At 41.7% G+C, this 15,290-nt stretch carries 15 protein-coding genes; 1 reads left to right on the top strand and 14 read right to left on the bottom strand.

Annotation, left to right across the window (positions count from 1 at the left end):
* Positions 1-2: 2 nt before the first annotated feature.
* From mnhG to AMR95_RS08435, 7 genes are read right to left on the bottom strand one after another with little or no spacing between them, the layout of a single operon-like run.
* Positions 3-377 carry a monovalent cation/H(+) antiporter subunit G gene (gene mnhG, locus AMR95_RS08465; protein WP_024423320.1) on the bottom strand — a complete coding sequence of 125 codons (375 nt, stop codon included), beginning with the start codon at positions 375-377 and terminating at the stop codon, positions 3-5.
* Positions 361-642: a Na(+)/H(+) antiporter subunit F1 gene (locus tag AMR95_RS08460; protein ID WP_039181117.1), complete on the bottom strand. Its 282-nt coding sequence runs from the start codon at positions 640-642 to the stop codon at positions 361-363. The genes mnhG and AMR95_RS08460 overlap by 17 nt, the downstream gene beginning before the upstream one ends.
* Positions 642-1,121: a Na+/H+ antiporter subunit E gene (locus AMR95_RS08455; protein WP_024425941.1), complete on the bottom strand. Its 480-nt coding sequence runs from the start codon at positions 1,119-1,121 to the stop codon at positions 642-644. The genes AMR95_RS08460 and AMR95_RS08455 overlap by 1 nt, the downstream gene beginning before the upstream one ends.
* 6 nt (positions 1,122-1,127) lie before the next feature.
* Positions 1,128-2,606, bottom strand: a complete 1,479-nt coding sequence (locus AMR95_RS08450) for a Na+/H+ antiporter subunit D (protein WP_058838079.1) — start codon at positions 2,604-2,606, stop codon at positions 1,128-1,130.
* Positions 2,599-2,940: a Na(+)/H(+) antiporter subunit C gene (locus AMR95_RS08445; RefSeq protein WP_024423316.1), complete on the bottom strand. Its 342-nt coding sequence runs from the start codon at positions 2,938-2,940 to the stop codon at positions 2,599-2,601. The genes AMR95_RS08450 and AMR95_RS08445 overlap by 8 nt, the downstream gene beginning before the upstream one ends.
* Positions 2,940-3,371, bottom strand: a complete 432-nt coding sequence (locus AMR95_RS08440; protein ID WP_039181111.1) for a Na(+)/H(+) antiporter subunit B — start codon at positions 3,369-3,371, stop codon at positions 2,940-2,942. The genes AMR95_RS08445 and AMR95_RS08440 overlap by 1 nt, the downstream gene beginning before the upstream one ends.
* Entirely contained in the window at positions 3,368-5,773 is a 2,406-nt protein-coding gene (locus tag AMR95_RS08435) for a Na+/H+ antiporter subunit A (RefSeq protein ID WP_039181108.1), read from the bottom strand. The genes AMR95_RS08440 and AMR95_RS08435 overlap by 4 nt, the downstream gene beginning before the upstream one ends.
* 219 nt (positions 5,774-5,992) lie before the next feature.
* Here AMR95_RS08435 and AMR95_RS08430 point away from each other — a divergent pair, with 219 nt between their 5' ends.
* Positions 5,993-6,202 (top strand): hypothetical protein, encoded by a 210-nt coding sequence (locus tag AMR95_RS08430; RefSeq protein WP_024423313.1) that lies wholly within the window; start codon positions 5,993-5,995, stop codon positions 6,200-6,202.
* Between the two features lie 75 nt (positions 6,203-6,277).
* Here the strand turns inward: AMR95_RS08430 and AMR95_RS08425 are convergent, their stop codons facing one another.
* The 7 genes from AMR95_RS08425 to malK form a co-directional block, all read right to left on the bottom strand.
* The gene (locus AMR95_RS08425) at positions 6,278-7,615 is read right to left on the bottom strand and encodes a 2-hydroxycarboxylate transporter family protein (RefSeq protein WP_047203307.1); all 1,338 of its coding nucleotides are present in this window, start codon (positions 7,613-7,615) and stop codon (positions 6,278-6,280) included.
* A gap of 176 nt (positions 7,616-7,791) precedes the next feature.
* Positions 7,792-8,751: an ABC transporter permease gene (locus AMR95_RS08420; protein WP_024423311.1), complete on the bottom strand. Its 960-nt coding sequence runs from the start codon at positions 8,749-8,751 to the stop codon at positions 7,792-7,794.
* Positions 8,752-9,798 carry an ABC transporter permease gene (locus AMR95_RS08415; RefSeq protein WP_039181102.1) on the bottom strand — a complete coding sequence of 349 codons (1,047 nt, stop codon included), beginning with the start codon at positions 9,796-9,798 and terminating at the stop codon, positions 8,752-8,754.
* Positions 9,791-11,326, bottom strand: coding sequence for an ABC transporter ATP-binding protein (locus AMR95_RS08410; RefSeq protein ID WP_039181099.1), 1,536 nt, complete (start codon positions 11,324-11,326; stop codon positions 9,791-9,793). The genes AMR95_RS08415 and AMR95_RS08410 overlap by 8 nt, the downstream gene beginning before the upstream one ends.
* Before the next feature lie 159 nt (positions 11,327-11,485).
* On the bottom strand, positions 11,486-12,568 hold the full coding sequence (locus AMR95_RS08405) for a BMP family lipoprotein (protein WP_058838078.1): 1,083 nt from the start codon (positions 12,566-12,568) through the stop codon (positions 11,486-11,488).
* A 392-nt stretch (positions 12,569-12,960) separates the two neighbouring features.
* Entirely contained in the window at positions 12,961-13,668 is a 708-nt protein-coding gene (locus tag AMR95_RS08400) for a response regulator (RefSeq protein WP_024423307.1), read from the bottom strand.
* Complete coding sequence (gene malK, locus AMR95_RS08395; RefSeq protein WP_058838077.1) at positions 13,661-15,259, bottom strand: malate sensor histidine kinase MalK; 1,599 nt, start codon at positions 15,257-15,259, stop codon at positions 13,661-13,663. Before malK ends, AMR95_RS08400 begins: the two co-directional genes overlap by 8 nt.
* Positions 15,260-15,290 lie beyond the last annotated feature (31 nt).

The raw sequence follows: 15,290 nt of genomic DNA, 5'->3' as shown, positions 1-15,290 counted from the left end.
TTTTATAAATAAGAATCTTCTTTTCGTTTAATTACAAAGTTACGGAAACCGCCATAATCATCTTGTACACTGCGTTTGTCGAGCTTAACACCAGTATTGTAGGCGGCTCTTCCGATTAAGTGTGCGCCGACTGGTGCTGTCAGGAAGATGAATACGATGCCGAGAAGGATTTTTGCAGAAATAACGCCTGCAAGAAACCATTCATGAAAAAACACACCTACTAAAATCAGAACAACGCCAAGTGTCGATGCTTTTGATGCAGCATGCATACGTGTGTAAACATCCGGCAGTCGAAGGACACCAATAGCTGAAATCAAACAGAGGATAGCGCCTAGCAGGATAAAGAAAATGACGATGGCTTTAGCGATGACGATCATTTTCAATCACTTCCCCTTTCTCAAGAAATTTGGAAAAAGCGACAGTACCGATAAAGGCAAGGATACCGAGCAGTAAAATAATCTCAAAGAATGCAGTGGTTTTCAGTAAAATTGAAACGATGGCTGTCATCCCAATTAAATTGATTCCTATCGCATCAAGCGCACTCACACGATCAGGAATAGAGGGACCTTTGATCACTCGTATCACAAAAAGCAAGGTAGACAGCGCAAGAATGCCAAGTGAAATTTGCAAAATGAGTTCCATTACTTACCGCTCACCTCCTGAATCGCTTTCTCAAATGAAACCCGGATATCGTGAATGGCTTTTTCAGCATCTTCAATATCCATCGCATGAATGTATAAAATGGAACGATCGTCGGAAATATCAATCACTAGTGTACCTGGTGTCAATGTAATCATATTGGCCAGTATGGTGATTTCCCAATCTGTTTTCAAATCCGTACGAAAGGCGAAAATTCCGGGTTTAATCGTGAGCTTTGGAGATAATACGGTCTTTAATACACTTAAATTGGCAAGAAGCAGCTCGCGAATAAAAATGATGATAAGCTTGAAAATCGCATAAAGGGCATAGCCGTAAAAACGCTGCGGGAAAAATCGCCGCAGCATAAAAATGGCGATCATCCCTAATGCAAAACCTGATACAAAGTCTGCGGCTCTGTATGTATCATTCATAAACATCCATGTAAAGGCGAGGAGAGCGTTTAGTAATATTTGAAAGGCCATGTTCATCTACTCCTTCAGCACAGCTTGAATATATTTTTCTGGTGTAGAGAGCATTTCCGCTGCTTGATTGATATAAGGGGCAATGAACTCTGTCCCTAACCCAATAGCAAGCGATAAGACGACAAGCAGTACGCCAGGATACACCATTCCTTTAATTGACGGCTTTCTTCTGCGTTTATCCTGTTCCTCGCCCCAAAATGCGGACATGAAAATCTTCATAATAGAGTAGAGGACAAGGAGGCTGGACAGTAAGACCAAGATAGAAAACGTCATGTATCCAGCAGAAAATCCACCTTCCACAATTTTTAGTTTTCCAACAAAGCCACTCAGCGGCGGAATTCCTGCCAGCGATAAAGCCGAAATGAAAAACATCCATCCTAATAGAGGCTGAGATTGAATCAGTCCGCCCATTTTTTTCAGTTGGTTTGTACCAGCGTACACAAAGAGGGCACCTGCCAGCATAAATAAAGCCCCTTTGATCACCATGTCGTGAATGAGATAATAAATAGCTCCTTGGAGTGATGCAGGTGTGTTGGCTGCAAATCCAAACAAAATGACACCAACAGCTGTGACAATATTATAAATCACAATCTTCTGCACATCAGAATAGGCGATCGAACCTATCACACCGAATATCACCGTCAGTGCGGCAAGCCACGCCATGAGTGTATGGGTGAAGCCTGTATCGTGTATAAAAATTAATGTAAAGACTCTGGCAATCGCATATAAGCCAACCTTTGTGAGCAAAGCCCCAAAAAGAGCTGAAATCGCTGCTGGCGGTGCATGATACGATCCTGGCAGCCAGAAATAAAGCGGGAAGATCCCAGCTTTTAAGCCGAATACAATGAGGAACAGGATGGAAATAACAGTGATTAACCCTGTTTGCCCTGATTCAGCTATTTTCACACTTAAATCAGCCATATTGAGCGTACCCGTCACTGCATATAAACAGGCAACTCCGACAATAAATAATGCCGACGAGATGATATTAAACACAATATATTTGAGTGATTCACGAAGCTGAGGCTTTGATCCGCCTAATACAATGAGCATATAAGATGCCATCAGCAGTAATTCAAAGAAGACAAACAGGTTGAATATATCTCCCGTTAAAAAGGCTCCGCTCACGCCAGCTAACAAAAACTGCACACCAGAATAATAGAAGAGCCGCTCTCTTTCTTTCCCAATCGTTTGAAAGGAGAAGAGGACTGTCACAAGCCCGACAACGGAAGCAGTCAGCACAAGGAGTGCAGCAAATTGATCGGCGACAAGGGCAATTCCAAATGGGGCTTTCCAGCCGCCTAAATAAAGGGTTTGTATCCCATTTGTGAAAATCGTTTGAACCAAATATGCATTACATATAATGGCTGAAAGAGATGCCAAGACACTAAAAACTCTTGACAGCATGATGTTTTTATTTATAAAAATCAATAGTGTAGCAGCTAGTAATGGAATTAATATAGGCAGGATCACGAGATTATTCATGCTGATCATTTCCTCTCATTTGATCCATGTCATCTGTTCGCAGCTCTTGGAAGGCTCGGAAGGCCATGACAAGTAATAAGGATGTCACACCAAAAGCAATGACAATGGCTGTTAAAATTAATGCCTGCGGCAATGGATCTACATAGGATGTGAGCCCCTCTTTTAGAACGGGAGGTGCTCCCTTTTTTAAGCCGCCCATTGTTAAAAGAAGCAAGTGGACGCCGTGACTCAAAACAGCAGTACCGACGATGACCCGCAGAAGGCTTTTTGACAGCATCAAATAGGTCGCCGCCATAAAAATAATTCCGACGATAATAGACATTAGAAATTCCATTATTCCTTCTCTCCAATCATTTGAATAATGGTCATGGTGACACCAACAACGACCAAGTACACACCGATATCAAACAGGACGGCTGTTGCCAGTTCTGTTTTTCCTAAAAACGGTAATTGGAAATAATCAAATGCATGTGATAGAAAAGGTGCACCGAATAGAAAGGATCCCATACCTGTCAGGATCGCAACGAGCAAACCGGCTCCAGCTACATAAATAAAGTCAAAGGGTAAAATGCGTCTTACTGTTTTCAGATCATAGGCTAAAAGCAGAAGAACGACAGCCGCAGAACTCATCAGGCCGCCGATGAATCCGCCGCCAGGATTGTTATGCCCCGCAAGAAATAGGTGAAGGGAGAAGAGCAAGATGATGAATGCTGTGATTTTTGTTGTGACTTGCAAAAGCATATCATTCGTATCAATCTTTCTCATCGCCGCACACCTCTCTTCCGTTTTGCTTGTGTTTTTAATAACCCATAAATACCAAGTGCCGCAATGGCGAGCACAGTGATTTCAAAAAGGGTATCAAAGCCCCTGAAATCGACAAGAATGACATTGACAATATTGTCACCGCCAGCAAGTTTGTAGCTGTTTTCAATAAAGTAAGTTGAGATAGTGTCAAGTGACTGCTGACTTGTGGAAGCGAAAGCTAGACAAGTGACAACAACCCCAACACCTAATGAAATGATGAAATTGGTCATTTTGAATCTTCTCGTTTTTTGCTTTAAGCTCAGCTTCGGCAAATGATAGAAGCAAAGCAAAAACAGTGCGACAGAAATCGTTTCAATAATCAGCTGCGTCAGCGCAAGGTCAGGTGCTCTGAAAATCACGAAGAATAATGACAGCGTGTAGCCCATGACACCTAGAGCAATAATAGCTGTTAATCGTGAGCTTGCGAAGACTGTTGCAATCGTCGCCGCCACCATCACAAGTGAAAGAATCACCTCATACGTGCCAATTGAGGCAGCCTGATCTGTTTGAAATGAAAAGGCCTGCTGATAAAACATGACGCCGCCAATGACGATAATCATGAACCCAAACACATAGACAAGATAGTCACGAAGAAAACCAGTCATATAACTGTTGGTCAGGCGGTATGACCCTTTTTCCAAACCGATAAGAGAGCGGTCGTATAAAGCGTTAAATGACCATTTTTCCTTAAAGATGTTGTACATTGGACGCCATTTTGAAAGCGTCAAGTAGCCGATTGTGCCGAGTACAACAACACCTATTGTCATATAGAGCTCTGGCTGGAAGCCATGCCATGCTTCAATCTTCACAGAAAAACGGCTTCCTGTTTCAATCGCTTCAGGAATGATCGCCGCAATTGCGGGTTCGATGACAGAATAGGCAAGAATATTAGGGAAAAAGAAGAAGGTGACCACAAGTGCAGCGAGAATGATTGGCGGAATGAGCATGCCGATCGGTGCTTCATGCGGTTTTTTCTCCAATTGGTCTATATTCAGACGGCCTCTAAAAGTTTTAAAGAGGAGCATCATACTATAAATGAACGTAAAGACACTAGCGAGCCAAGCAAGTGCTGGGATGATAGCACCCCATGTTGAAACGTCCGTAAAACTGATGTCAGAAATTCGTATCATACTTGTGAAAAATAGCTCTTTACTTAAGAAACCGTTAAATGGCGGTAATCCGGCCATTGAAAATGTACCGATTAACGTAATTGTGAAGGTAATCGGCATGATCGTCATTAATCCGCCTAATTTTCGAATGTCACGAGTCCCTGTTTCATGATCGATAATACCAGCTGCCATAAAGAGACTTCCTTTAAACGTAGCATGGTTAATGAGGTGAAAAATAGCTGCAAGAACGGCTGCGCCAAAAAAGGCAGGATTGTTTTCATGAATCGCAGCTGCGCCGACGCCAAGCATGAGCATAATCATGCCGAGCTGACTCACTGTCGAATAGGCCAGAATGGCTTTCAAATCGTTTTGCCGGACGGCGTGGAATGATCCCCAGAATAATGTGACAAGTCCAACGATGGAAATGGTCCAGAACCATACCTCTGATATAGCAAAGATTGGACTGAAGCGGGCAACAAGATAAATACCGGCTTTCACCATCGTAGCAGAATGCAGATAACTGCTCACAGGGGTCGGTGCTTCCATTGCATCAGGCAGCCAGATATAGAATGGGAACTGCGCTGATTTCGTAAAGGCACCTAGTAAGATTAGGATCATGGCAGGGATAAAGTAAGGTGATGCCATAATGAGCTGAAGCTGATTGACTGCTTCACGAATACTGAATGAATCAGTAATCAGGTAAATGAGGATGAAGCCACCAAGCATAGCTAATCCGCCAAAAACAGTAATAAGCAGTGATTTCGTTGCTCCATACCTAGAGCGCTCACGCTTATACCAATACCCAATTAAGAGGAAGGAAGAGATACTCGTTAACTCCCAAAACAAGTATAGAACCACCATGTTGTCAGAAAGAACGACACCCAGCATCGCGGTCATAAACATGAGCAAATACGTGTAGAAAGAGCCAAGCTGTTCTTTTTCCTTTGATAAGTAGAAAATACTGTACAGTACCACAAGTGCGCCGATACCTGTAATTAATAAAGCAAATAACAGGCTGAGACCATCGACATACACAGTGAAATTCATCCCTAAAGATGGAATCCATTCAGCCTGTGAGAAAAGCGTTCGTCCATTCGAAGTGATATGTAACATTTGGATGAAATAGGTAAATAAAAGAATCGGCAAGATGAGAACAAACCATCCTGTATGTATACGCTTCACATATTTGTAAAGGAAAGGTACAACAAAAGCGAGTAAAAAAGGTGATAGGATGGCGAAGTGAATAAGCTGCAAGAAAATGAACCTCCTTTGATCAATATAAATTCACGTTCTAAAGAACTGGTAATTAAAATTATAGCGTAAATACAGCCATAGTGCATTGGTTTGAAACGATTTCAAGCAAACTGTATTTGTTTTAGGTTCTTTTGACCACAAAAATAATTTTATCAAAAATGACACTCATTGTATATTGTTTTGTTTTTCGTACATGCTTTTCTTAAAGGAGCTGATCAAATGAAACGAAAGATCGCCATCAGCTTAAGCCTATTCTGCACGATTTTAGGAGGAGCATTCTTGATTGACCGAAATGATCAAAAAAGGTGGCAGGCCGGAAGTGAATGGCCGCTATTTTCTGAGCATCTTCTTCACATGAGCTATCAAGAAACGAAGCTGTATCCTTTTCAGCCCAGGGAATATTTACGAATTGTATTAGCTGATGAATAAGAGATCCTATAGGAGAAAAGAAATATAAAAAAGCATGAGCCCATGTGAGAGCTCATGCTTTTTATGTGTGGTAGTTTAACTAAACATTCTGAGTAAGATCGTTGCACAGATAACAGTTGCTGCTCCGCCAAGTCGTGTAGATACTTGTGCGAAAGGCATAAGACCCATTCTTCCAGAAGCTGAAAGAATGGCAACATCACCAGTACCGCCAAGTCCGCTGTGACAGCCAGTGACAATAGCAGATTCTACTGGATACATGTTCATTAGTTTTCCAACGAAGTAACCAGAACCAACCATTGCGAGTACAACAGCGATACATACGCATACGAATGGAATTGAGATGACAGTTGCTACATCATCAAGTGGAATGTATAGAATACCAAGACCAACCATTAGCGGCCATGTAAAACTTCTTGATACAAACTTGTAGAACTGCTGTGAGCCATTTTGAAGATGCTGAGGCATCACGTTTAAGTATTTGATTAAAGCAGCAAGAACAATCATTAAGATTGGACCTGGAATATGAACAAAGCTTTCTAACAAACCACCAAAGATGAAGGTTGTACAAGCAACGAGTACACCAGCACCCATTAACCCGAAATCAACTTTTGCATCCATATCTGGCTGTTCGAAAATTTCGTTTGCTTCTTTAGATTTCACAAGACGGCCATTCCCATTCAGTTCAGGACGTTTCTCACCAAGCTTCTTCATTGCGCCAGCACAGATAATGGCAATGACGTTCCCAATGACAGCCGCAGGGATTAATTGAGAAATTAATGACTCTGCTGATACACCAAGAATTTGTGAATAAGCGATAGATAATGGCAAAATTCCTTCTCCAACACCACCGGCAATAATCGGTACAATAATAAAGAAGAATGAATGATGCGGTGTGTAACCAACTAAAAGGCCAACAAGGATACCAGCACTCACAGCTGCAATTGTACCTGCAACTAGAGGGACAAACATACGAATAAGGCCTTGTACTAAAACAGTCCGCTGCATCCCAAGAATACTACCTACTACAAGAGCAGAAATATAGAAGTAAAGGAAGTTCGACGTTTTCATAAGAGACGTAACCGCTTCCAATGAGTTCGGATTCAGAACATTAAAAAAGACCAGGAACGATGGTACGAATAAAGAAAGAATCGCCGGTCCACCAATATCTTTTAAGATTGGAATACGTTGTCCTACATCTCCAAGGAAAATCCCCAAAATCATAATAACAGCGAAACCACCAAGCATATTTGCTGGAATTTTATTAAAATAAGCGGCAGTTAAAATAATCGCTGCAAGTACTAAATACACAGGTAGATCAATAACACCAATTTTCCAAGACATGATCTTACGGAAAACGCTTTTATTATTGTCAGAATCGTCTGTAATCGATTTCAATTGTTGTGCATTAGCCACATAAACACCCCCAAATGCTATTTGTCTCAATTGTAGAAGATTCTGTGACACTCATCTATTTATTAAACTAAAATAAGTGTAATAAAAGTAAAATAAACAGGAGTTTTTGAGTTTTTTATCATACAAAAATCCCCTGAAGATAGTTTGTCCTTCAGGGGATTGATCATACATCGTATTTATCGTTTTCCTTTTAAATAAGGTGTACCAAGTGCTTTCGGTGCATCGGCACGTCCGATGAAGCCAGTAAGTGCTAAAATGGTGAGCACATATGGTGCTATGAGCATATAAACATTCGGTATATCTTGGAACAGCGGCAGGAGAGAACCAATGATGCTTAAGCTTTGAGCAAATCCAAAGAATAAAGCAGCTCCCATTGCGCCAAATGGATGCCATTTACCGAATACAAGCGCAGCTAGTGCGATAAAGCCTTGTCCAGTAATGGTAGCATGGGAGAAATCAAGCGCGATCGTTGAGGCATAAACAGCCCCGCCCAGACCGCCAAACAGTCCACTAATGAAGACAGCGATATAACGCATCCGGTACACTTTGATTCCCATTGTATCAGCTGCCATTGGATGCTCTCCAACTGCACGAAGACGAAGACCAAATGGCATTTTAAATAAAACAAACCATGCAACCACCGCAAGGGCTAAAGCAAGTATGGACGTATAATAAACATCTTTAAAGAAAATATCACCAATGATCGGAATGTCACTTAAAAGGGGAATATCTCCTTTATAGAAAGGTTCTGTAATTTTATCAGTTTGTGCTTTTCCGTAAATCAGTTTTACGACAAACAATGTAGCGCCAAGTGCCAGCATGTTAATGGCCACACCACTGACCGTTTGATCAGCTCGGAAGGTAATGGTCGCCACTGCATGAATCAGTGAGAACAATCCGCCAACGGCCATTCCAACGAGAAGCCCAAGCCACGGGGTCAAGGCTCCAAACGTATCAGCAAAAAATAAGTTAAAGATAATACTGGAAAATGCTCCGACGACCATCAAACCTTCAAGACCGATATTGACAACACCTGATCTTTCTGAAAAGACGCCTCCAAGAGCGGTTAAAATAAGTGGTGCAGCATAAACAAGTGTAGCTGGGACGATGATTTCAAGTATTTGCAGAAATCCCACTTATTTTCCCCCCTTTTTTTTCATTTGTTGAATCACAAGACGAATAATATAGCTTGAGGCGACGAAAAGAATGATGATCGCAATGACAATATCAACAACCTCAGTCGGTACGCCTGATTCAAGCGGCATATTTAATGCACCGACCTTCAATCCACCAAGCAATAATGCAGCAAGGACAACACCAACAGCCGTATTTCCACCTAATAAAGCGACGGCAATTCCATCAAAACCTACGCCTGTAAACGAGCCTTTAATAGAGGCATATTCAAATGTACCAAGACCTTCCATAGCGCCTGCAAGACCTGCAAAAGCACCTGAAATGAGCATCGCATAAATGATATTGCGGCGAACGTTCATGCCAGCATACTGTGATGCCTGCTGATTCATTCCAACAGCCCGTAATTCAAACCCTTTAGAAGTTTTTTGAATAATGACCCACATCACGACCGCCGCAATAATGGCAACAAAAATACCGTTATGCATCCGGGAGAAATCAGTGATCTGCTCAAAAAATCCAGAGCGAAGAGAGGCAGTGGCATCGATTTTATCTGTTTTATCTTTATTATCTGTTAAGACATTTGAGATTAAATAGTTTGTGACATGAAGGGCAATGTAGTTCATCATGATGGTGACAATGACCTCATGCACATAAAAACGAGCTTTTAAAAATCCGGGAATAAAGCCCCATAAAGCACCTGCAGCAGCTGCGGTGATGAGTGCAAGCGGCAGATGAATATACATAGGTGCATGGACAGTTGTTCCAATCCATACAGCAGCTACCCAGCCAACAAGCATTTGACCTTCGACACCGATATTAAACAGGCCTGTCCGAAATGCAAAGGCAACAGCAAGACCTGATAAAATATAAGGTGTCACTTGCCTGATGGTTTCTCCCATATAATAGGTTTCACCGAAAACGCCATTCCAAAGGGCGCCATAGCCTTCGATGACACTATAACCGCTTGCCAGCATAATAATGGCCCCAACCAAAAGACCAAGTACAATGGCTATAAGCGGAATCAGCAGATTTGTTAAGCGATTAGACATTTGCTTCTTTCCCCACTTCCTGTTGCGTACTTCCAGCCATTAATAGGCCAAGCTCTTGCTCTGTTGTTTCTTTTGGATCAACAATGGCCACAATGCTGCCTTCGAAAATGACAGCGATCTTATCACTAACATTGATAATTTCATCAAGCTCAAAGGAGATGAGCAAAACGGCTTTGCCAGAGTCTCTTTGCTCAATGAGACGTTTATGAACAAATTCAATCGCACCAACATCAAGTCCTCGTGTCGGCTGAGCGGCAATTAATAAATCAGGATTGCGGTCCACTTCACGGCCGATAATGGCTTTTTGCTGGTTACCGCCTGACAGGGCGCGCGCTTCTGTATATTCACTCGGTGTTCTGACGTCATACTCCGCAATGATTCGTTTTGCCTTTTGATAAATATTCTTCATATTCAATAAGCCGAATTTTGAATAAGGACGCTGATAATACGTTTGTAAGGAAATGTTTTCTCCAATTGAAAAATCGAGTACAAGTCCATGTTTATGACGGTCCTGAGGAATATGTCCAATCCCAGATTCGGTCACTTTACGAGGCGGGAGATTTTGAATGGCTTTCCCGTTTAGCATGATCGTGCCAGATTCTGATTTTTTTAGACCAGTAATGGCTTCAATTAACTCAGACTGGCCATTGCCGTCTACCCCAGCAATTCCAACAATTTCGCCAGCCTTTACTGAGAGGTTTAACTGTTTGACCGCTTCAATTCCTCTGGCGTCTTTTACTGTGAGGTCTTGAATTTGAAGAACTTCCTCAGCAGGAGAAGCAGCTTTTTTGTCTGTTTTAAATGACACTTCACGACCAACCATGAGGCTTGCAAGTTCGTCTTTATTTGTGCTTTCCACATCAAGTGTACGAATACCTTGACCTTTTCGGATAATGGTCACGCGATGACAGGCATCCATAATTTCTTTCAGCTTATGGGTGATTAAAATAATGGATTTGCCTTCATTAATTAAGTTTTTCATGATTTGTATGAGTTCTTTGATTTCTTGAGGTGTTAAAACGGCCGTTGGTTCGTCGAAGATCAAAATGTCAGCGCCGCGGTAAAGTGTTTTTAAGATTTCTGCACGTTGCTGCATACCGACAGAGATGTCAGATACTTTTGCGGCAGGATCTATTTTCAAACCATAGCGGTCAGAAAGCTCTTGTACTTGCTGTATGGCTTGCTCTTTGTCAATCTTTCCAAACTTCTTTGGCTCTTTACCTAAAATGATGTTTTCAGCGACAGTAAAGGTATCGACAAGCATAAAGTGCTGATGCACCATTCCGATGCCTAAATCACTAGCATCATTTGGACTAGAGATGGTCACGGGTTTTCCGTGTACCTTGATTTCACCTTTTTCAGGCTGGTACAGTCCGAAAAGCACGTTCATGAGCGTTGATTTTCCAGCGCCGTTTTCACCAAGCAGCGCATGAATTTCGCCCTTTTTTAGCTGCAGCGTAATGTTGTCGTTTGCTACAATGCCAGGGAATTCCTTGCGTATATTCAACATTTCAATGACATAATCCACAGGTTTAACCGCTCCTTTTTTAGGGTGCTGATGAAGATAAAAACTAGCAAAAGAAAAGCTGCAAAACGAGGCTGCAGCTTTTCTTTTACCACCTTTTACGAATAAAGAGGAGGTAAAGGAGAGGCAAGGGGATAAGGCGCGCTTATCCCGATGCTCAAATTAAGCTTTAAAATCTTTTAATTCATCACGTGTTGCAGGGATTTTGATTTCGCCCTTGATGATTTTTTGTTTCCATTCTTCCACTTTCTTTAATACATCTTTATCAAGGTTTTCCTTAGATGGAGAGATGTCAAGAGCGCCTTCTTTCAGACCGTATGTGATCACTTCGCCGCCAGGGAACTTACCATCTTTTGCTTTTGTTGTTAAGTCTTGTACCGCTGTGTCTACTTTCTTAACCATAGAAGTAAGAGTGACACTTTGTTTTGTTCCAGGTACTTTTCCTTCGTCATACTGGTCTTTATCTACACCGATGACCCAAACTTTACGGTTAGGATCTGCTTTTTTCAGGTTTTTCGCTTCTGTGAAGACACCCGTTCCAGTGCCGCCAGCAGCATGATAGATGATGTCTACGCCAGATTTGTACATGCTTTCAGCTGTTGCTTTACCGATGTCAGCCTTATCGAATGCACCAGCATATTTCACTTCAACTTTTGCTTTTGGGTTCGCTGCTTCAACACCAGCGCGGAAACCGACTTCGAATTTTCTGACTAATTCAGAATCAACGCCGCCGACAAAACCAATTTTGTTTGATTTTGTTGTAAGAGCAGCCGCAACACCCACAAGGAATGATCCTTCGTTTTCGTTAAACACGATGCTGGCTACGTTGTCTTTCTTCACGACTGCATCAACGATAGCAAAGTGGTTTTTCTTACGTTGATCCGCAATTTCAGAAATAGCATCTTCCATTAAGAAACCAATTCCGTAAATCAGATCGAATTTCTCACGAGCAAGTGTGTTTAAGTTTGTTGTATAGTCAGCATCTGATTTAGATTGTAAGTAATCAAAGCCGTTTTTACCTTTTTTTAGATTGTTGTCTTTCCCAAATGCTTGTAAACCTTCCCAAGCTGATTGGTTAAACGATTTGTCATCGACACCACCGACATCAGTTACCATTGCAACAGTGAATTGATCTTTATCTTTTTTGCTTTCACCGCTGTTTGAGCCAGAGTTGCCGCATGCTCCAAGGATGGTTCCTGCTGCTACGACTAAGGAAAATGCTAGTCCAATTTTGCGCTTCTTCAAAACATAACCCCCTATAAAATTTAAAAGTTTCAGAAAAGTCTCGCGAAAAAAGACCGATCTATCTTCTTCTCACCCTAAAGAGGGTATTTTATCCTGCTTTCTCATGAAACTTATGGAGGGCAGGAGAGAAGATGTAAGACATCAGACTTATATCTCGTTGAACTAATCAATCATAATTTATCATTTCCCATCGAATAAATAAATAGAAATTTGTTTTATTTTTAAAAAAATGTTAAATGGCTTTATTTGATGTCTTTTTATCTGCTGAAATATGATATAATGCCGCTTTTGTGATGTGCTCTATTACAGTAGAACCACTGATATCAAGGGGTTTGTTACATCGTATGCCATAAAAAAACATCTGGCCTTTCGTGAAGGTCAGATGTAACAGTTTAAAGATATTGCTGAATCAAATTCATATTGCTCGTGTTCAGTTTATATTGGAAAACAGGACGTCCAATTGTCCCATAAGCCATTTCAACATCCACCACTTCGATGTCCTCAAGGAATTTCAAATATTTTCTAATGGAGACTTGAGAGATTTCTGTATGATTGGCTAGGTCTTCGGTCGTGAAAGCCTGCTGACCAAATGATTGAATGCTTGTCCATATGAGTTTGAGTGTGCTTTTGGTCAGGCCTTTTGGCAGGAGGACTTTTTCCGCTTCTGCTTTTTTATGAAAAAGCTTCGCATCTAAATCATTTTGCGAAATGCTGTTCATGGATTGATACAGGGCGTGTTTCCGTTTATACTCTGCCAGTGCTGATTGGAATCGTTCGAACTCAAAAGGTTTGATTAAATAATCTACCGCTCCGTTTCGCATCGTTTGCTGAACAACATCCACTTCATTTGCAGCCGAAATGACAATGACATCAACGGCATGATTTTGCTGGCGAATTTCTGTTAGTAAAGCCAGCCCATTTTGACCTGGCATATAAATATCGAGCAGTACGAGGTGAATGACTTCTGTTTTTAACACTTCAAGCGCCTGCTGAAAAGAGGTGGCAATTCCCTTTAACTCAAAGCCATCGATTTGGGTCAGGTAGCGTTTGTTCAGCTCCCCAACCATTGGATCATCTTCTACTATTAACACATTAATCATGTGAATCCTCCTTTTGTTTATACGGAATGCGGAGACTAAAGGTCGTTCCTTCTCCTTTTTCACTCGTGACAATCATATGTCCATTCAATTTCTTGATGCTTTGGTCAACGAAGTAGAGTCCGAAACCTCGGTCTTCTCCTTTAGTTGAAAAGCCTTGATCAAACATGATGTCTTGTTCTTCTTTTGTGAGACCAACACCTGTGTCCGTGATTTCAATGTGTAGCTGCTCTTGAACGTATCTGAAGGAGATCGAGATGTTTTTCGTCTCAGTATGTGAAACCGCATCGAGTGCATTATTTAACAGGTTGCCAATCACGGTAATGAGGTCATGCGTCACTGCCGGGTCCTCCGTATTTGGCACTTGTGTGCTGCAAATAACCTCCAAGGAAGCGCCTTGTTCCCTGATATAGCTTTGTTTTCCTAGTAAAAATCCTGCTAAAACAGAGTTTTTCACATGGTTGATGATTTCATTTGTTTCCGTTTGCTGATAAATGGCAATATCTTTGATGTAGGTGCCAAGGTCATCGTAGTTTTTGAGCTGGACCAAACCTAAAATGACATGAAGCTTGTTCATAAATTCATGTGACTGGGCACGGAGGGCATTCGCATACATTTTTACTCCGCTAAGCTGCTCAGCCAGGTGTTTGACTTCTGTTTTGTCACGGAAGGTGGCGATGGCCCCGACAATCTCATCATTTACTGTAATTGGTACTTCATTAAAAACGAGCTCCAGTCCATTCATTCTCACGTCACGATCAAGCAGCGGCTTGCGTGTTTCAATGACCTGTTTTAAGCCGCTTGAAGGGAGGAGAGTTTGAACATCTTGTTCTCTAGGGTCAACCATAATGCCCATATTATGAAAGAGTCGTTTTGCCTCTGCATTGGCCAGCTTGATTTTACCGCGCTGATCGACGGCAAGAATCCCTTCTTTTGTTGATTCTAGCATGGCACTTCGTTCTTTTAGCAATGTGGCAATCTCATCCGGCTCAAGTCCAAACATAATCTTCTTCACTTTTCTTGCCACAATGAGTGCCCCGATGATGCCAGATAGAAGGCTGAGTGATGTGACGAAGTAGAGTGGAAGTAAGCTTTGATGAATAATCAAGTCAATTTCCTTTAACGTAATTCCTACGGCTACAGCCCCGAGCTGCTTACCATTTTGATCATAAACAGGAACAAAAGCACGCATGGATCTGCCGAGTGTTCCAGAAGCCGTACTAATATGTTCTTTTCCCTGTAATGCTGCTTTTTCATCACCGCCGGCAAACCGTTTCCCAATCTTCTGCGGATTCGGGTGTGTTTTGCGGATACCTTTCATATCCATGACGACAACGAATTCGGTTTTGGTGATTTGCTGAACATTTGTTGTATATTTTCGTAATGATGAATATGAATGATCTTCTAATGATTGTGCTGTGATCGGTGCCTCTGCGACCATTTTGGCAGTAGAGAGAGCAATGTCACGCTCCTGCTGATGAATGTTCTTGGCTGTTTCCGACCATATCGTAAAGAATGTGATACAAAGGGAGATCAGGACAACGATACACACAAAGATCGTCAGCCGTGTTTGCAGTCTTAAAGTTTTTTTCACGAGTATACCCCTAACGCGCGATTTTTTTCGT

The organism is Bacillus sp. G1(2015b) (assembly GCF_001482475.1).
In the GTDB taxonomy this organism is placed as follows: Bacteria; Bacillota; Bacilli; order Bacillales; family Bacillaceae; genus Bacillus; species Bacillus safensis.
Note: the sequence above shows the minus strand (reverse complement) of the source record. Positions and strands in the feature narration are given on the sequence as shown.